Source organism: Paenibacillus sp. FSL E2-0177 (assembly GCF_037992975.1).
GTDB classification, from domain to species: domain Bacteria; phylum Bacillota; class Bacilli; order Paenibacillales; family Paenibacillaceae; genus Paenibacillus_AQ; species Paenibacillus_AQ odorifer.
On record NZ_CP150307.1, the window covers coordinates 3,128,707 to 3,145,345 of the forward strand.

At 42.5% G+C, this 16,639-nt stretch carries 18 protein-coding genes; 16 read left to right on the plus strand and 2 right to left on the minus strand.

Annotated features, from left to right (window positions below; translation table 11 throughout):
- Positions 1–44: 44 nt before the first annotated feature.
- The 10 genes from MHI25_RS14025 to MHI25_RS14070 all read left to right on the plus strand — a co-directional run bounded on the left by MHI25_RS14025 (position 45) and on the right by MHI25_RS14070 (position 8,102).
- Positions 45–404, plus strand: a complete 360-nt coding sequence (locus MHI25_RS14025) for a helix-turn-helix transcriptional regulator (protein WP_036686667.1) — start codon at positions 45–47, stop codon at positions 402–404.
- Positions 405–497: 93 nt separating this feature from the next.
- The gene (locus MHI25_RS14030) at positions 498–881 is read left to right on the plus strand and encodes a DivIVA domain-containing protein (protein ID WP_036686669.1); all 384 of its coding nucleotides are present in this window, start codon (positions 498–500) and stop codon (positions 879–881) included.
- Between the two features lie 213 nt (positions 882–1,094).
- Positions 1,095–1,967, plus strand: a complete 873-nt coding sequence (locus tag MHI25_RS14035; protein WP_076126156.1) for a PRD domain-containing protein — start codon at positions 1,095–1,097, stop codon at positions 1,965–1,967.
- Positions 1,968–1,989: 22 nt separating this feature from the next.
- Complete coding sequence (locus tag MHI25_RS14040) at positions 1,990–2,496, plus strand: PTS glucose transporter subunit IIA (protein ID WP_076126158.1); 507 nt, start codon at positions 1,990–1,992, stop codon at positions 2,494–2,496.
- A gap of 47 nt (positions 2,497–2,543) precedes the next feature.
- Complete coding sequence (gene nagE, locus MHI25_RS14045) at positions 2,544–3,998, plus strand: N-acetylglucosamine-specific PTS transporter subunit IIBC (RefSeq protein ID WP_036686675.1); 1,455 nt, start codon at positions 2,544–2,546, stop codon at positions 3,996–3,998.
- 143 nt (positions 3,999–4,141) lie between these two features.
- Positions 4,142–4,459: a hypothetical protein gene (locus MHI25_RS14050; protein WP_036686678.1), complete on the plus strand. Its 318-nt coding sequence runs from the start codon at positions 4,142–4,144 to the stop codon at positions 4,457–4,459.
- A 119-nt stretch (positions 4,460–4,578) separates the two neighbouring features.
- A complete protein-coding gene (locus MHI25_RS14055; RefSeq protein ID WP_340395552.1) occupies positions 4,579–5,097 on the plus strand; it encodes a sigma-70 family RNA polymerase sigma factor in 519 nt (172 codons plus the stop codon).
- Between the two features lie 46 nt (positions 5,098–5,143).
- The gene (locus MHI25_RS14060; RefSeq protein WP_076218029.1) at positions 5,144–6,229 is read left to right on the plus strand and encodes a DUF4179 domain-containing protein; all 1,086 of its coding nucleotides are present in this window, start codon (positions 5,144–5,146) and stop codon (positions 6,227–6,229) included.
- A complete protein-coding gene (locus MHI25_RS14065) occupies positions 6,229–7,221 on the plus strand; it encodes an ABC transporter ATP-binding protein (RefSeq protein WP_076126163.1) in 993 nt (330 codons plus the stop codon). Before MHI25_RS14060 ends, MHI25_RS14065 begins: the two co-directional genes overlap by 1 nt.
- Positions 7,218–8,102: an ABC transporter permease subunit gene (locus tag MHI25_RS14070; RefSeq protein WP_076126165.1), complete on the plus strand. Its 885-nt coding sequence runs from the start codon at positions 7,218–7,220 to the stop codon at positions 8,100–8,102. The genes MHI25_RS14065 and MHI25_RS14070 overlap by 4 nt, the downstream gene beginning before the upstream one ends.
- 77 nt (positions 8,103–8,179) lie before the next feature.
- Here MHI25_RS14070 and MHI25_RS14075 read toward each other — a convergent pair whose 3' ends face one another.
- Positions 8,180–8,506 (minus strand): helix-turn-helix domain-containing protein, encoded by a 327-nt coding sequence (locus MHI25_RS14075; protein ID WP_076301891.1) that lies wholly within the window; start codon positions 8,504–8,506, stop codon positions 8,180–8,182.
- Between the two features lie 194 nt (positions 8,507–8,700).
- Here MHI25_RS14075 and MHI25_RS14080 point away from each other — a divergent pair, with 194 nt between their 5' ends.
- The 6 genes from MHI25_RS14080 to MHI25_RS14105 all read left to right on the plus strand — a co-directional run bounded on the left by MHI25_RS14080 (position 8,701) and on the right by MHI25_RS14105 (position 14,200).
- Positions 8,701–9,483, plus strand: a complete 783-nt coding sequence (locus MHI25_RS14080; RefSeq protein WP_076183786.1) for a GTP cyclohydrolase II — start codon at positions 8,701–8,703, stop codon at positions 9,481–9,483.
- A gap of 78 nt (positions 9,484–9,561) precedes the next feature.
- Positions 9,562–10,617, plus strand: a complete 1,056-nt coding sequence (locus MHI25_RS14085) for an ABC transporter ATP-binding protein (protein ID WP_340395553.1) — start codon at positions 9,562–9,564, stop codon at positions 10,615–10,617.
- A gap of 127 nt (positions 10,618–10,744) precedes the next feature.
- The gene (locus MHI25_RS14090) at positions 10,745–11,494 is read left to right on the plus strand and encodes an ABC-2 family transporter protein (RefSeq protein ID WP_051491475.1); all 750 of its coding nucleotides are present in this window, start codon (positions 10,745–10,747) and stop codon (positions 11,492–11,494) included.
- Positions 11,495–11,500: 6 nt separating this feature from the next.
- Entirely contained in the window at positions 11,501–12,286 is a 786-nt protein-coding gene (locus tag MHI25_RS14095) for an ABC-2 family transporter protein (protein WP_036686696.1), read from the plus strand.
- Positions 12,287–12,400: 114 nt separating this feature from the next.
- On the plus strand, positions 12,401–13,030 hold the full coding sequence (locus MHI25_RS14100) for a hypothetical protein (RefSeq protein WP_340394190.1): 630 nt from the start codon (positions 12,401–12,403) through the stop codon (positions 13,028–13,030).
- Positions 13,031–13,066: 36 nt separating this feature from the next.
- Positions 13,067–14,200 (plus strand): GNAT family N-acetyltransferase, encoded by a 1,134-nt coding sequence (locus tag MHI25_RS14105; protein WP_340395554.1) that lies wholly within the window; start codon positions 13,067–13,069, stop codon positions 14,198–14,200.
- A gap of 112 nt (positions 14,201–14,312) precedes the next feature.
- On the opposite strand, the gene MHI25_RS14110 is transcribed toward MHI25_RS14105, so the two are convergent.
- Positions 14,313–16,616, minus strand: a complete 2,304-nt coding sequence (locus tag MHI25_RS14110; protein WP_076183792.1) for an MMPL family transporter — start codon at positions 16,614–16,616, stop codon at positions 14,313–14,315.
- Positions 16,617–16,639 lie beyond the last annotated feature (23 nt).

Here is a 16,639-nt window from a genome sequence, read left to right on the forward strand (position 1 = left end):
AGGAAAGATTAGCCAACAACATTTACAACATGAGGAGGGTTTATATGGCGTTTATGATTGCTCAACGAGCGTTTATCAAAGTGTATCTTATAACAATGGTAGAACAACACCGCGGTTACGGATATCAAATGCTGGAGGATTTACGCCGGGATTTCAAAGCCCATGGTTATTCCCCTCCACAGAGTGAAATCTATCGCGCCCTGCATGAGCTGGTGCAGCAAGGGATTTTATATCGTACCAAGCAGCTTAAAGGCAATGACCCTAAAGTGGATTTTCAAGAAATCGTACTTTACCATTTCACCTCAGATGGAGAAGAGAAAGCAAAATTATATAAAAAGCAGGTAAAGACGGATCTTGACCGCTGCTTAGGCATTTTGAATAAAGCTGTTGTGGACAACTATTAGAACTGCAACTATAGTAATATTTTCAGGATGCTCTCACCCTGTTATAATGGTTACTGCCGGATGATTGCAGTATATACTTGGAGGTAGCAAAAGATGGATGAACATATGAAACGCCGGTTAGACAAACAGCGGAAGCTGTTCAGTCAACTTGGCATCACATTAGACGCTCTAACCATACATGAAAAAGAATTCAGCATGAAGCTGCGTGGCTACGATGCGGAGGAAGTAGATACATTTCTGGACAGCGTAATCAAAGATTACGAACGTTTCTATGCGACGATAGCTGATCTGATGGATAAATGGCAAGAGCAGCAGCTAGAAATGCGGGAATTAAAGGCAGAAACAAAAACAGAGGTTATCCAGGTTCCTGTTTCCCGAGGCATTGATCCAAAAGAATTGGAAGAGGTTATTCTGAGGCTTGAAACTAACGTCCGCCAGCTTAAAGATAAGCTTCCTCGCGTGGAAGAATTTTTATAAGGCGCTGTTTGGGATAATGGGAGCTCCGCTTGACATTTCTAAATTTACCATTGACGAGTTAGCAGTTCATGAATTATGATATGTTCATAAATGATCATTTATATTTTAGTGGCGTGTTACCGTTAAGGGCATGAGCCAAGAATTGTCTTTATTTCCATTAGACAATTCTTGGCTTTTTTTGTTCCAATTTGACGATAATTAGGGAGAGGAGTGATGAGCTTGTCGCGAGAGATCGAGCAATTTCAAGTACAGCGTGTAATTGGGAATAACGTTGTAATGGTTCAGGGAAGCAAAAACGGGAAGGAATATGTCATCATTGGCAAAGGTATTGGATTTGCAGTGAAGGGTTCTGGTGTGATCGAAGGAAATGATGCTCGGATTGAAAAATTGTTTCGTCTAGAAGATCGCGAAGCCTGGAGCCAATATCAAGTTTTGCTGGAAGATATAGATCCTAAGGTAATGAAAATAACTGATGAGATAATTGCAGATATCCAAAGTCAATTTCCTGACAAGTTAAACGACAAGATTTATCTGGCACTCCCGAGCCACATACAGTTCACCATCTACCGTCTGCGCAACGGGATGGATATTATTAATCCGTTTTTGCAAGAAACCAAAATGTCATTTCCGAAGGAATTTGAGATCGCTTACAAGGCATCGGAGAAAATCAATGCTGAATTTCAAGTGCAAATCCCCGAAGATGAGATTGGATTTCTTACTTATCATGTGTATTCAGCCGTCAATAATGTATCGGTTGGTCAGTTAGTCAAGGCCTCTAATATTGTCAATGAGCTTCTAGACATGATTCAGCAAGAACGAAAGATAACTTTTGAGCACGGCAGTATGAATCATATCCGATTAATGATCCACTTGCGTTTTTCGCTGGAACGTATTTTAAAAGGATCACTAATAGATAATCCCTTTGTGAAACATATTAAGAAAGAATACAAAGAGGAATACAAGCTGGCTAAAAAGCTCGGTAAAGTAATGCAAAGATCGCTTGAGGTCGAAATTCCGGAAGAAGAACTATGTTTTCTAGCCATGCATTTGCATCGGTTATTTCAGACCTTAGTGAAATCAAATTAACATCTTAAGAGGAGTGGAGCATATGTTTTCCAAATGGAAATCAAAAAAAGAAGAGAAACATACTGAACATACCATCGAAATCATGGCACCAATCAGCGGGGAGTCAGTTCCACTAGCACAGGTTCCGGATGAAACCTTTGCTGGCGGTCATATGGGTAACGGAATTGCAATAAAACCATCTGAAGGAATTTTGAAAGCGCCTTTTGACGGTAGGGTTGCTCATATCGTGAAATCGAGTCATGCAGTCATTCTGGAACATTCCTCCGGTATGCAATTGCTATTACATATCGGAATCGATACTGTCAGCCTCAAGGGCAACGGTTTTGTCAGTCATATAACCTCTGGAGATCAAGTAAAAGCAGGTCAAACCCTAATCGAATTTGATCTGGACGTAATTCGCGCGGCAGGTTGTGACACAATTTCGCCTGTAATCGTGACCAGTACAGAGGAGAATCCACCTCAAGTAAGCGGACATTATGGTCAGGTTACAGCAGGACAGGATCTGATTCTTACCGTGGCTTCAAAGTAAATGGTTTATAGAGCACTACTACTATTGAACCGAAAGGATGATTTTAAATGTTGGCTTTTCTACAAAAACTAGGTAAGTCGTTAATGCTTCCTGTTGCAACCATGCCGGCGGCAGCTATTCTTCAAGGGTTTGGTTTGCTTAACTACGAAAAAGATATTCCGCTAGGAGCGACCATTGGTGGATTTCTGAATCAATACTTTGCTCCATTTCTAAACGCCGGAGCGAATGCGATCTTCGGTAACCTAGCCTTAATCTTCGCGGTAGGGGTTGCCATTGGATTTGCCGGTGACGCCGTAGCAGCTTTGTCAGCAGTAATTTCTTACATGGTACTGACTAAGATTCTGCTTATCGTACCGCTTCAATTCTCTTTCATCAATGATGATGTTGTATTGAACATGGGTGTGCTTGGTGGTATTTTTGCCGGTGCTTGGGCAGCGTTCTTATACAAGAGATATCACAATATAAAAATGCCTGATTGGCTCGGATTTTTTGCAGGTAAACGTTTTGTCCCAATCATTACGGCAGCTTCTATGATGGTTCTTGCTGTATTTGTGGGTATGATCTGGAGTCCGATACAAGATGTTATTAGTGACTTCGGGAACTGGGTTGTGTCACTGGGGGCTGTTGGAGCATTCATCTTCGGTACAGCTAACCGCTTGCTGATTCCGTTCGGTCTTCACCACGTGCTTAATACGATTGCTTGGTTCCAAATTGGTGATTTTACGAATGCAGCTGGTGAACTGGTGCATGGTGACTTGTACCGCTTCTTCGCTGGAGATAAAACTGCTGGGATGTTTATGACTGGATTCTTCCCAATTATGATGTTTGCGCTTCCAGGGGCAGCACTTGCATTTATTCATACAGCTAAACCGGAAAAACGTAAAATGGTTGCTTCCATCTTCATCGGTTCTGCCATTGCTTCTTTCTTAACAGGGATCACTGAACCACTTGAGTTCTCCTTTATGTTCGTAGCACCACTCTTGTACGGAGTTCATGCTTTATTAACAGGATTCTCCATGGCCTTGATGTACATTTTAGATGTTAAGCTTGGTTTTGGTTTCTCCGCAGGTTTGATCGATTATCTTGTAAACCTGAAACTGTCTACTAATGCATGGATACTTATTCCTGTGGGTCTTGGATTCTTCGTCTTGTATTATGTACTATTCCGCTTTATTATCTCATTGTTCAAGCTAAAAACACCTGGACGTGAAGATGATGATGAAGAAAGCCTGTTAGCACCACCTGGAGGTAATGGAACGCCTTCATCGTCTTCTAAAGCTGCTCAAATTCTTGAGAACATCGGCGGTCCATCGAACATCCGCAATATCGATGCATGTATCACACGCCTTCGTCTGATTGTTAATGACGAAAAAGCCGTTAAAGATTCCGCATTGAAACAGCTCGGAGCTTCCGGTGTCATGAGACTGGGTCAAGGGGCTGTGCAGATCGTATTTGGTCCAAAATCAGAGCAGATTAAAGATGATATTCAAAAGCTTTTATAACTAAATTGATCATGTTGAAATCCTTAAACAGGGCTGGTTCTCATACCAGTCCTGTTTTTTTGCTGTGTCCAGAGATAAAGGGTTGCTTTATGGATAATGCCTAGTATAATACTTGGTATAAGTAAGCAAAGGAGTCGGTACACATGTCAGTCGATGATTATTTGGATCTTTTAAATTACGCCAAGGCGATTAAAGATGGGCAGTGGCAGGCTGACATCATTGAGCGCTTAAAGAATCTTAGTGCAGCAGCGGAAAGTCCTCAGATACAAGAAGAAAGTGTAATAGAACTTTGGTCAAGGTTTGATGCCATTAACATAATGATCATGAAGCTGTTTGAGAAGTTACGGGAGAATGAACATTCAGAGCAACAGTTTCAGTGGAAAGAGCAGCTCTGGGAGCTTAGGCTGGAACGGAGTATTTTATCTAAAAAGATTCTTAATCGTTACATTCGAATTAGGTAAACACTAGAAGACAGTTTCCTTATTAATTTAGGGGCTGTCTTTTTTTACGTAATCTTGATACAAAAATACATTGATAGTCGTCTTACTTATAGCTGCAGCTGATAAGGAGGATTTACAAGATGGAAATTCCGGAATCTGAAATTTTTAAAGCAATATTCTATGAACATTATCCTATTGTCAGACGTAAGCTGACCGCTTTGGTTCGTGATGAGTCGGCAGCAGATGATTTGGCACAAGAAGTTTTTCTGAGATTGTATCATAACCCCCCAGATGATCCAGCAGCGCTGGGTGCCTGGCTTCATAGAGTCCTTACTCGTATTGGATATGATTATCTGGACAAAAAAGCAAGGGAACGGCGGCTGCAAAATAAACAAGAACAGTTATACGAAGTGAGGGAATCACCTCCTTCAGGAGAGGAAGTCTTAATCAGTAAGCTGGATCAGGAGGATGTTCATGAATGGTTGAACGAGCTGCCTGACAGGGATAGACAAGCGCTTCTGCTTAGATACTCTGGTTACAGTTATGCGGAAATAGCAGGCGAGCTTGGTCTAAGACCTCCCGTAGTAGGGACATTACTGCACCGTGCGACCCAGAGGTTAAGACAAAATGCAGCAAAATCACTGTCTCAGACGGAATAATAAAACGAGATAAGCGAAGCTCCAAATTATTTAGGAGGGATTACTAATGACTAAACAACCGCTAAATCAAGATCATAATAAACAACATACAGATGAAGCCTGGGCCAAATTGCAAAACAAGTTAGCGTCTGAGCCTGCAAGTCCCAAATGGTCTGTGTGGAGTCAGCAGTTGTCTGTGGATGTTATGAAAGATGATGACAAAACAGATCCACATATAGACCAGCCTCAATCTACGGATGACAATCCAACAGCTAATCGCCCATCCAAGCGTCCTCGCATGAATCGTCGGCGCAAATGGGGAGTAGCAGTGGCAGGTGCCGCGATCTTTGCGGTTATACTTGGAACTCCAGTAGGAAATACGGCTATGGCATCGCTGCTGAATCAATTTCGGATGGAAGAAGTTACAGTTGTGAATGAAAATGATATCCGGGATATTTTTTATCAGGTAAATGAAAGTCAATCCATGAATGAAGCTATGAACAAATTTGGTGTGTTTACAAGTTCCTTTGGTTCAAATAAAGGGATTATTCCGCTAAATCAGGTGGAAGAGACTCTAGGTTTTACACTTCCAAGCGGAACTTTGCTCGAGAATGTGAAGAGCGCATATATAACCAATTCACAAGAAATAACCTTGAAGCTTAATATTGAAGCAGTTAATAAAGCAATGAAAAGATTGGGTGCAAAACAGCTTCTTCCAGAAGCCATAGATGGGAAAGAAATTAAATTAGATCTTTCGGAGATCGTGAATTATGATCTTTCGATTGATAATGATAAATGGGCTAATCTTACACAGACGAAGACTCCTTTAATTACGGTAGATCCAACTATAAAGGTTGATGAAGCTTTGGAAGCTATAATCGATTTTCCATTGCTGCCAGATTATCTGAAATCCAGCTTAAAGCAGAGCCGCATTTTATCGGGTGAAATTCCTCTGCCACTGGTAAAAGGCCTGAATACCGATCAAATAAAGATTAAAGATACAACGGTTCTACTGAATCAGAATGAATATAGTCAAGGGATTGTGTACTCGGCCGTTTGGGTACAGAACGGACAACTGTTTGATTTCAACGGAGGAAGCGTGTATACAGATAAAGCTGTATTCTTAGAGAAGTTAGGGGAGTTGATTGAATAATGACGGCTGCTGCAATAGAAGCGAAGTCTTTGACCAAAGAATATGATAACGGACGTGGTTGCCGTGATGTAACGATTACTGTTGGGAAAGGGGAAGCCTTTGGCTTCCTCGGCCCTAATGGTGCGGGGAAAAGTACCTTTGTCAAAATGTTGGTAGGTCTCATTCGTCCATCGAATGGTAGTGCTACTCTATTTGGTCATAAGATCGGTTCACTTGAAGCCAAGTCCCAAATCGGATATTTACCGGAATTATATCGCTATCAAGAATGGCTTACGGGGGAAGAAGTAGTAAGACTGCATGCCAAGCTGTGCCGTGTAGATCGATCTGTAGCCGACAAAAGAATTCCAGAGCTTCTAGCGGAAGTTGGAATTGGAAACCGTGGACGGGATCGTGTGAAACATTATTCCAAAGGGATGCAGCAGAGATTAGGGCTTGCTTGCGCTCTTGTAAACAATCCGGCCATCGTTTTTCTGGATGAGCCCTCATCGGCGCTAGACCCGATTGGACGTCAGGAAGTTCGGAATATTTTGCAGAGGCTAAAAGAGAAGGGAGTTACAATATTTCTTAACTCTCATCTACTGGAGGATGTTGAACTCATCTGCGACCGTATGGCACTGCTGAATAACGGAGTTATACTGCGGCATGGGAAAGTATCTGAGATCTTAAATAAGCGAACAAGCTGGCATTTTAAAGTGGGCGGTTTTACGCCTATTTTGTTGTCTTGGTTACAGGATAGTACTGAACTTCAGATCAAAGTTTCAGCGGATATCGGAGCTCAATCTGAAAAAGGAGCTTCATTCCCAGCTACATTGGAGAGTAGCACAGTTTGGCTGGAAGCGGAATTGGAGAATGAGGAGCAAGTAGGCTGGCTGAACACGTTAATTATTGAACAGGGCATGACCTTATATGAAGTCTCACGGAAGCGAGAACGTCTGGAAGACTGGTTTATGAGTGCTGTATCCGGCCTAAGTCACAGAGGTGAACACGAATGAGAATAATCATAGGAATGACCTGGAAGGAATTGCTGCGTAAACGAGTAATGGTATTAACATTGCTTATGACCATTGTCTTTCTTATAGGATTTTGGTTTGTGGCAAATACGATCGGACAAAGCGGAATACCGAACAGAACAGATATTAGCAGTGGCGAGCATCTCTTAGCTAATTTTACAAATGGTGCTTTTATATTATCACTTGGGTTCTTTTTTGGCGCTTTTGTACTCGCCTTTTTGGCGATCTTCAGTTCCTTCTCAGCTATTGCAGGTGAAGCGGAACAAGGGGTTATGCAGGCTTTACTGCCAAGACCGCTGCCGCGGTGGAAATGGTACACAGGTCGCTGGCTTGGATATGTGACGCTTGGGATCGGTTATGCCTTGATTTTATTTATTTCTATTTTATGGATTACTGAGATCCATGCCACCGTTCCTAGAGACGTCGTAGTCCTATTGAAATCATTTTTGTTATTCTCCTCTGTAGTGCCTTTGCTAATTACGATTTCTATGCTGGGTTCTGGATTCTTCTCAGCAGTGGGGAATGGTGTCTTTATGACAATGTTATATGGAGCAGGCTGGTTAGGCGGGATGATTGATAAGATCGGAGGATCGCTGAGATTAGAACCCGATGTCCTTGACACATTAAATAATTTGTCAGGAATGATGGCACTGCTTATGCCAGTGGATGGTTTACAGCGGAAAATGACCGCCGTCCTGTTCAGCGCTAATGAAATGAGTGGAATGATGGGATTGTTCGGCAGCATGAATGGATTGCTGGATTTTAATACGGTTCCGTCAAATATGTTTATTTTTTATGCGATAGGATATACCCTGTTAGCTTTTGTTATAGGTCTACTTCGCTTCGAGCGAAAAGACTTATAAAGGGGATGTTAATCCAAAAAGAGCCCTCTTGTCTCATGATCGGGACAATTAGGGCTCTTTGTGTTGTGTAGCGGGAATCATTTCTTAATACCAAGCTCAATCCATTCGGTAGACCAGTTTCCAATTTCACCAAGTATAGGAGCAAGCGCTGTGCCTTTTGGAGTCAGAGAGTACTCAATACGTACTGGCATTTCGGGATATACAGTTCGCTCTATAATGCCTTCGATTTCCATTTCCTTCAATCGGTCAGATAACACCTTGCCACTGAGATTGGACAGACAGCTCTCAATTTCACCAAAACGGCGTGGCCCTGGCATAAGCACGAAAACGATCAGCGCGACCCAACGTTTACTTAGCAAGTCTACCGCTTTTTCAAAGCGAGGACACATGTTGAAATCATTCATAATATCACCTCGACATTCATTATATCATAAACTTACATAAAGTAATTATAAATATTTAAAGATATATTATAACTTGACGAAGTTATATTACAATGATAAACTCACTTACAAATAGTTACTTATAATTTAACTAATATTTTATCCTTATGCTTAGCTCTATCTAAGCATTGATGAACAATGAGGAAGGTGTAATTATGATTAAACCAGAAATCACTTCTATTTTACAGAATAAAATCACGCGAATTCCTTTAGCAAATTCCACAAATATATTGGTTGGACCCATTACGTTACCGGTGAATTTAGACGGCGAGACCGTTGTTTTTAAATGGTACAACTGGCTGAATACAACGGATGCAGAGCTTCTTCAAGAGGATAGCAGTAAAGCAACGGCAGCTTTAATTTCACGTTTGCCATCCATGAACTTAGCAGAAGGACAACAATCCAGTGTGTTGGTATATGGCGATTTCGAAGAATCTGAGGATGCATTGATCCGGATGCATAGCATCTGCCATACTGGCGATATTTTTGGCAGTAAACGTTGCGATTGCGGCTTCCAGCTGCATCAATCCATGAAAATGATTGTTGAGCATGGCTCTGGGGCATTATTTTATCTCGCGAATCATGAAGGAAGAGGCATTGGCCTGTTCAGTAAATCTTTAGCGTATCTTTTACAGGAAGAAGGATACGATACAGTTGAGGCTAATTTAGAGTTGGGATTTGCTGATGATTCAAGAAACTACGAAGAGGCAATCAGTGTTCTGCAAACTTTACGTCACAAACCAGTGACGCTGATTACGAATAATCCGAAGAAATTGGATGCGCTCAAGGCTGCAGGGATGAATGCCGTGAAAAGAGTAGCGTTATGGGGAGATGTATCTTCTTTTAACGAGAAATATTTGCGGACTAAAGTCGCTCGCTCAGGGCATTTAGAAGCTGTGAAGGACACCCATTCGCTAAATGAAAGACTGGCTAAGTAAAGATTGAAGTAGTGCTTTTGCGCTTCTTCTATTATAATGGGGTACTGGGAACCAACTCTAAGCTTAGTGAGGTACAATATGACTGCTATTCAAGTACAAGACTTACGCAAAACATTCAAAGTACAAAAAAACCGCGAGGGTCTCAAAGGGGCCTTCGCTGATTTGTTTAAAAGGGAATATACGGAAGTGACTGCGGTGAAGGACATTTCCTTTTCCATTCCTGAAGGTGAGATCTGTGGATATATCGGCGAGAACGGTGCTGGGAAATCGACCACGATCAAAATGCTCACAGGTATTCTCGTGCCGACTTCCGGAAACCTGACAGTAGGTGGGTATGTTCCGTATTTGGAGCGCGAGAAATTCGTGAAAAATATCGGTGTGGTATTCGGGCAACGCAGTCAGCTATGGTGGGACATTGGCGTGATTGAGTCGTTCCAGCTCCTGCGCAAGGTTTACCGGGTATCTGAACAAGATTTCAAGAAACGGCTGGATGAATTGGTCGAACGACTGCAACTGCAAGAACTGCTGAATCGTCCGGTTCGTAAGCTTAGTCTAGGTCAGCGGATGCGTTGTGAATTAGTGGCAGCATTGCTTCATAATCCATCGATTGTATTTCTGGATGAACCAACCATTGGCTTAGATATTGTGGTGAAGTCAGAGATCCGTGAATTCCTAAAAGATATGAACCGCGAGCATGGGACAACCATACTGCTGACTACACATGACCTGCAAGATATTGAGGCGCTTTGCTCCCGAGTGATAATGCTTGATGATGGCCGTATCATTTATGACGGAGGACTGGAAGACCTGAAGCAGCGCTGGGGAACCGGACGTGAGGTTCAATTTCAATTTGGAAATGCTACGAAACGTCAGCAACTTGAGTTATGGACTGAGGGATTGCCAGTTACTTGGTCTGCGGAGAACGATTTAGAGGCGTCTGTCTGGATACCGCTAGAGCTAAATGTATCGGATGTATTAGGCAGAGTAGTGGGAAAAGCAGATATTACTGATATCAAAATCATAGAGACCAATACGGACGATATTGTTCGCAGTATTTATCAATCCGGGTCTGCAGACAAGCCTGATGAAATGGCTGCCGCTCTGAAGGATGAAAGAGAGGCTTTACATGTCTGATAAGCTTAATCCTGCAACGGCTATGTCTTCCTCATCAGGAGGCGCGTCTTCTGGTGGTCCTCAGGAGAATAGCCGTAAATTACTATTCGGGGCTTACTTAGATTTTATACGCATCCGTTTCCTTACCATGCTTGCTTATCGGATTAACTACTACTCAGGTATTCTTATCTATTCACTGAATATTGGGGTTAACTATTTCACTTGGATGGCCATCTATGGCAATGGGGATTCATTGGGTGGCTTTACTGCAACGCAAATGACGTCATATGTAGCTGTATCGTGGATGGCTAGAGCCTTTTATTTTAATAACCTAGACCGCGAGATCTCTACGGATATCCGTGATGGAAGTATCGCTATCCAGTTTATAAGGCCCTATAACTATGTTTTAGTCAAAATGATGCAAGGTCTTGGAGAGGGAATGTTCCGCTTCCTCTTATTTATGATTCCCGGCATGGCCATAGCGATGCTGCTGTTCCCGGTTCAATTGCCAACAGCGCCATCTGCTTGGGCAGGGTTCCTGGTGATGCTCTTTTTCAGCTTTTTAATTAATTCACAGATCAATATCATTACAGGGCTCTCGGCATTTTTCGTGGAAAATAATGAAGGCATGATGCGAATGAAGCGGGTGATTGTAGACTTATTCTCCGGCTTAATCGTACCGATCAGTCTGTTTCCTAACTGGTTATCTTCCGTACTTGAGGTGCTGCCGTTTCAGGCGATTACCTACTTGCCAGGTTCAGTGTTTACGGGACGGGTGCAAGGGGTTGGAATATGGAATGTATTAGGGATACAAATTATTTGGTTCCTGGTATTGCTGATTCCAATTGTCTGGTTATATCATGCGGCGCGGCAGCGTCTCTTCGTGCAGGGAGGTTGAGGAAACATGTATTACCTGGGATTATTAATTGAATATATCAAAAACTATATGAAGAGCCGGCTCACCTATCGCGCTGACTTTTGGGTAGAGGTCATTTCAGACTTACTTTTTCAAGCTACCAACTTTATCTTTATTCTCGTAATTTTTATGCACACAGATAGCCTGGGAGGCTGGAATCAGAATGAAGTAGTGTTCGTTTATGGATTCTTTATGGTGCCTTTTGGGGTGTTTAGTTGTTTTGTGAATCTATGGGGATTTAGTGAACGTTACATCGTTAAAGGTGAGATGGACCGTATTTTGACACGCCCAGCTCATAATTTGTTCCAGATCTTTTTGGAAAATGTTGATCCACCAGCACTTATGGGCTCATTCATAGGTATTATTATTATGGCCATCAGTGGCAGCAATTTGGGTCTTCCCTTTGAATGGTGGACGATACCGGCTCTGATCATTCTAACGTTAAGTGCGGTCGCCATCTATACGGGGATTTACACAACGTTGACTTCATTGTCTTTCTATTCGGATGCTCCTACTGGCATTCTTCCGTTAATGTACAACATTCAGACTTATGGCCGGTACCCGGTAACGATTTACAATCGTGCTATACAGGTATTGCTTACTTGGATCATTCCATTTGCATTCGTCGGAGTGTATCCAGCCGCGCTTTTTCTACAGCGGGAGGAGATGACCAGCCTTGCTCTGATGACACCTGTAGTAGGCGCTATATTCCTGGGGATTGGTTTGTTAGCCTGGAGTTATGGCGTACGAAGATATAAAGGTGCGGGGTCTTAAGTTAAGCTAGTGTTTTGTTAAGTTGGAAAGGCTACCTTCGGGTAGTCTTTTTTTTCACCCGGAATTCATGAATATGCTAAAATCATTTATATCTACAATGGGGAGGAATCATAGATGAATGTGTTAGATATTTTACCAGCACCCGAAAACTTAAAAAAACTTATGAAAATACTTGCTTCTCTAAATATTGTCTTATGTCCAGAGGACTGGCTTCGCTATCATAGTTTTGATTCTAAATTTGATAAGAATGTTTCTCTAGCATCGATCAATAATGGCTCAGGCGATAATTTGTTTATTATTTTTACACCTCAAGGAACGGTAATTAAAGGTTTTGATCATGAGTCCGAAGTAAGTCCATATGCGCGTGACGAACATGAAGTTTGGCCAGGAATCTATGAAGAGGTTCCAACCTCGCTATTGTCTTTACTGGAAGATGAGGCGATAGCTAAGGATGATGTTACTTTTTGTTTTTGGCGTGAAAATAACGACTTGACGTGGCAGAAGGGGGAGGTAGAGATTCCAGCGGGGGCAGAAGATGGTTCGGACTTTTTGCTAGGGACTATTTTCCGCACAGCTGAGGATTTCGTGGAATTTGCCGAAGGTTATTTTGAACTCACACTCCCCTTAGAGGTTGTTTCACAAGTTTATGAGGGTGCAGCCATTACAAAAGAGATGATCAAAGCGTTAAATCCTGATGGTGATGTAGAGATAATTCTTCAGGAGTTAGCGGAGCTAGACACTTAGGGACTTATCGATTTTGAAAACAAAGGGGGATGCGAAATGGAACTTTACGTGGAAAAGCTGAATGCTGATGCTGCTAGGGATATTTTAAGCTGGCAATATGATCCACCCTATGATTTTTACAATAATGAACTAACTCCTGAAGCTATAAGTGAAATGCTAGAGGAAGCATTTTTTTCTGTACTTGATGCAGATAAACAATTGATCGGATTCTTCTGTGTAGGAAGTCCAGCACAGGTTCCAAATGATAAATATACATATTCTCAGGATTTTATAGATGTGGGTTTAGGAATGAAGCCTGAGTTAACCGGACAGGGGAATGGGACACAATTTTTCACAACAGTCCTTAACTATATCAATGAGAGATGCGAGGAAAAACCAAAGCGGCTGACAGTGGCGAAGTTCAACGATAGAGCAATACGCTTGTATGAAAAACTAGGATTTAGCAGGGAAGCTGAAATCGTTAAAGGAACTACAGAATTTATTATTATGATTTTTAATGAAAATGATAATCTTACTCCCATGTATGAGCGGGCAAAACCCGGCGAACTAATTACTTTTGGCTCTTATCCGCAAATGGCGGACGGAGCAGAAAAAATGCCGATAAAGTGGCGGGTGCTGCAAAATTCAGGTAGAGAGCTGTTCATTTTAAGCGAGTACATTTTGGATTGCAGGCGGTATCATGGTGAATATGTTGATGTTACATGGCATGACTCCGATTTGCGAAAGTGGTTGAACGATGAGTTTTATAATGCCGCTTTTAATGACTCCGAGCACAGGCTCATCAAGACTACACAATGCACAGATAACGGAGAGGGAAGTATAAACACGGAAGATAAGATTTTTCTGCTTAGTGTTTCGGAGGCGAATGAATTCACCTTTAAACTTGGAGAAGATACTTTACGTGCGAAGCGTAGGTCGATAGGAACGGGATTTTCTAAAGAGAAAAAGAACGATGGATGTAAATTGTATGTGTATGATAAAAAAGTCAAAGCTGATTATATCCTTGAGAAGGATGAAGAGTTTGGCTGCTCATGGTGGTGGCTGAGAACTCAACCTGCGATTTCCTCACGTGCGTATTTTGTAGGTACTCGTAGCAGTATTCGCAGTTACGGACATGTCAACTTGGCTTGTTACGGTGTGCGCCCCGCTTTAATCCTTAATCTTCAATGAGATAATTTCCAGAGCCTTGCCCATCTGCTCTTCGCGGGAAGTGAACCCTACCACAGAAACAAAACAGCCTGAACCCCTAGGAATACAGGACTCAGGCTGTTTATTATTGTATCTATTTCATGGAATTAGATTTGTCTTTAGCATTGAGTGTAGCAATCAGTTTCTCGCCTTCGACATCCAGGTTTGGCAGAATACGGTCGAGCCATTTTGGAAGTGCCCAAGCTTTGTTGCCGAAAATAGACATTACAGCAGGAACTAATCCCATTCGAATAATGAAAGCATCGATTAAGATCCCTACGGCCAGTGTAAAGCCGATTTGTTTAATCATGACATCATCCGTAAAAATAAACCCTGCAAAAACGGAGATCATAATTATAGCAGCACCTACAACGACACGACTCACCTGGTTGTATCCATGAACAACGGACTCTGATCCCTCATGACCATGAACGTACGATTCACGCATGGAACTGACAAGGAAAACCTGATAGTCCATCGCGAGCCCATAAAGGATACCTGTGACGATGATTGGCATAAAGCTTAGCAATGGGCCACCGGTGTCGAAACCAAAAAGAGAATGGAGCCAGCCCCATTGGAACACGGCTGTGGTGATCCCGAAGGTAGCGAGTATGCTAAGCAGAAAACCGATCGTAGCTTTGATAGGAACGATAATCGAACGAAATACCAACAGAAGAATAATGAGCGATAGGAGAATGATGATTCCTACATAAATGGGAAATACATCTGCCAGTTTGGCCGACATATCGATGTTAACAGCGGTAAAGCCGGTAACCCCGAGTTTAACATCATTACTTTGAGCGATACTAGATTCCGTAGCCCGTAAATCATTCACCAGATTTTTGGTTGTTATATCGCTAGGACCCGTTTCTGGAATCAGACTGAAGATAGCCAAATCCTTAGTCATGCCCAGAGGAGTGACCAACGCGACATTCTCTTGAGCTTGGAGCTCTTTTACAAGATTTCCTAGAAGCTCCGGAGTGACTGGAGTGGAAGAATTCTTTGGTTCTGCAACCAGAATAAGTGGTCCGTTAAACCCCTCTCCAAAACCCTCGGATATAGCATCATAACTTTGTCTTGCTACCGTGTCCAAATTCGCTGAGGCAGCTCCGGGAATGCCCATTTCCATTTTCGCTATGGGGGTTGCTGCTACGCCAAGTACCACGACGATGGCAACAATAGTGACCCAACGATACTTGATGATGAATTTAACCCATCTATCAGCTATACCGCGGTTACCCGTTTTATGATGATCCTTGTTTTTCTTGCGAGCTTTAGGCGAACAGATGCGTTCACCCACCAATCCGAGCAATGCCGGCAATAGGGTTAAGGCAACAAATACGTTGATGAGGACGGTAGCTGCTGCTACTAACGCCATCGTTGATAAGAAAGTAAGCCCGATTACAAGCATACCGCAGAGAGCAATAATAACCGTCAAACCGGCGAAAAATACGGCGCTGCCGGATGTGCCAATAGCTCTAGCCGCAGCTTCTTGTGCGCTTAATCCTTGATCAATAATCATCCGGCGTTGGCGATTTACAATGAAAAGAGCATAATCGATTCCGACGGCTAATCCAATCATAAGCGCCAAGACGGAAGTGACACTAGGCATTTCAATGAATTTGGAAATAGAAAATGCTCCACCTACACCGATGCCGACTCCAAGCAGTGCAGTTATAAGGGGCAGACCTGCTGCAACGACAGAGCCAAGCGTCACCAGCAAAACAATTGCAGCAATGACAAGTCCGACAATCTCAGCTGATCCTACACCGATAGATACTGATTTAAGTGTCTCGCCCGGCAGTACAGTAATGTTAGTATCTTTCTCGACATTCTTGACGGTATCAATTACAGAATCAAAAATATCTTGAGAGATAGCAGATTGCTCAATAGTAAACTGGAATTGGAACAATGCAATGCTACCGTCTGCGGAAAGAATAACTCCAGGTACTGGAACGCCATCTGCCATCAGAGGACCATAGGAAAGGGGTGCTGTGGCTGCTGCAGACTGATCCATACTGGCAGCCTGAGTTGCTTCAGTAGTTGAACTACTTGCTTCCGCTGCGTAATCCGCAGGATTAATCACTTCGTTTATACCGTAAACCTCATTAACACCTTTAGTGATCGCTGCCAAACGTTCTGGCGTATCCAATCGCTCATTTTCAGGTGCTTTGAACACGACACTTCCTTGTCCACCAGATGCAGCCGGAAGTTCTGTTGCTAATTGATCCAAAATCTTTTGCGATTCCGTGCCTTCAATCTTCATTTCTGAACTGATATGAATACCATTCATGCTGATCATAGAGATGACAATTCCTAAAATTAAAATCCAACCTAAAATGAAGTACCCAGGTTTGCGATAAGCGGTTTTTCCCACTCTGTATAATAATGTTGACATGTATCTATTTTACACTCCCTCGT

What these genes read in the sequence shown, in the direction of transcription:
- MHI25_RS14025 (WP_036686667.1), top strand. Translation starts at nt 45, where the DNA reads ATGGCGTTTATGATTGCTCAACGAGCGTTTATCAAAGTGTATCTTATA.
- MHI25_RS14030 (WP_036686669.1), top strand. Translation starts at nt 498, where the DNA reads ATGGATGAACATATGAAACGCCGGTTAGACAAACAGCGGAAGCTGTTC.
- MHI25_RS14035 (WP_076126156.1), top strand. Translation starts at nt 1,095, where the DNA reads ATGAGCTTGTCGCGAGAGATCGAGCAATTTCAAGTACAGCGTGTAATT.
- MHI25_RS14040 (WP_076126158.1), top strand. Translation starts at nt 1,990, where the DNA reads ATGTTTTCCAAATGGAAATCAAAAAAAGAAGAGAAACATACTGAACAT.
- nagE (WP_036686675.1), top strand. Translation starts at nt 2,544, where the DNA reads ATGTTGGCTTTTCTACAAAAACTAGGTAAGTCGTTAATGCTTCCTGTT.
- MHI25_RS14050 (WP_036686678.1), top strand. Translation starts at nt 4,142, where the DNA reads ATGTCAGTCGATGATTATTTGGATCTTTTAAATTACGCCAAGGCGATT.
- MHI25_RS14055 (WP_340395552.1), top strand. Translation starts at nt 4,579, where the DNA reads ATGGAAATTCCGGAATCTGAAATTTTTAAAGCAATATTCTATGAACAT.
- MHI25_RS14060 (WP_076218029.1), top strand. Translation starts at nt 5,144, where the DNA reads ATGACTAAACAACCGCTAAATCAAGATCATAATAAACAACATACAGAT.
- MHI25_RS14065 (WP_076126163.1), top strand. Translation starts at nt 6,229, where the DNA reads ATGACGGCTGCTGCAATAGAAGCGAAGTCTTTGACCAAAGAATATGAT.
- MHI25_RS14070 (WP_076126165.1), top strand. Translation starts at nt 7,218, where the DNA reads ATGAGAATAATCATAGGAATGACCTGGAAGGAATTGCTGCGTAAACGA.
- MHI25_RS14075 (WP_076301891.1), bottom strand. Translation starts at nt 8,506, where the DNA reads ATGAATGATTTCAACATGTGTCCTCGCTTTGAAAAAGCGGTAGACTTG.
- MHI25_RS14080 (WP_076183786.1), top strand. Translation starts at nt 8,701, where the DNA reads ATGATTAAACCAGAAATCACTTCTATTTTACAGAATAAAATCACGCGA.
- MHI25_RS14085 (WP_340395553.1), top strand. Translation starts at nt 9,562, where the DNA reads ATGACTGCTATTCAAGTACAAGACTTACGCAAAACATTCAAAGTACAA.
- MHI25_RS14090 (WP_051491475.1), top strand. Translation starts at nt 10,745, where the DNA reads ATGCTTGCTTATCGGATTAACTACTACTCAGGTATTCTTATCTATTCA.
- MHI25_RS14095 (WP_036686696.1), top strand. Translation starts at nt 11,501, where the DNA reads ATGTATTACCTGGGATTATTAATTGAATATATCAAAAACTATATGAAG.
- MHI25_RS14100 (WP_340394190.1), top strand. Translation starts at nt 12,401, where the DNA reads ATGAATGTGTTAGATATTTTACCAGCACCCGAAAACTTAAAAAAACTT.
- MHI25_RS14105 (WP_340395554.1), top strand. Translation starts at nt 13,067, where the DNA reads ATGGAACTTTACGTGGAAAAGCTGAATGCTGATGCTGCTAGGGATATT.
- MHI25_RS14110 (WP_076183792.1), bottom strand. Translation starts at nt 16,616, where the DNA reads ATGTCAACATTATTATACAGAGTGGGAAAAACCGCTTATCGCAAACCT.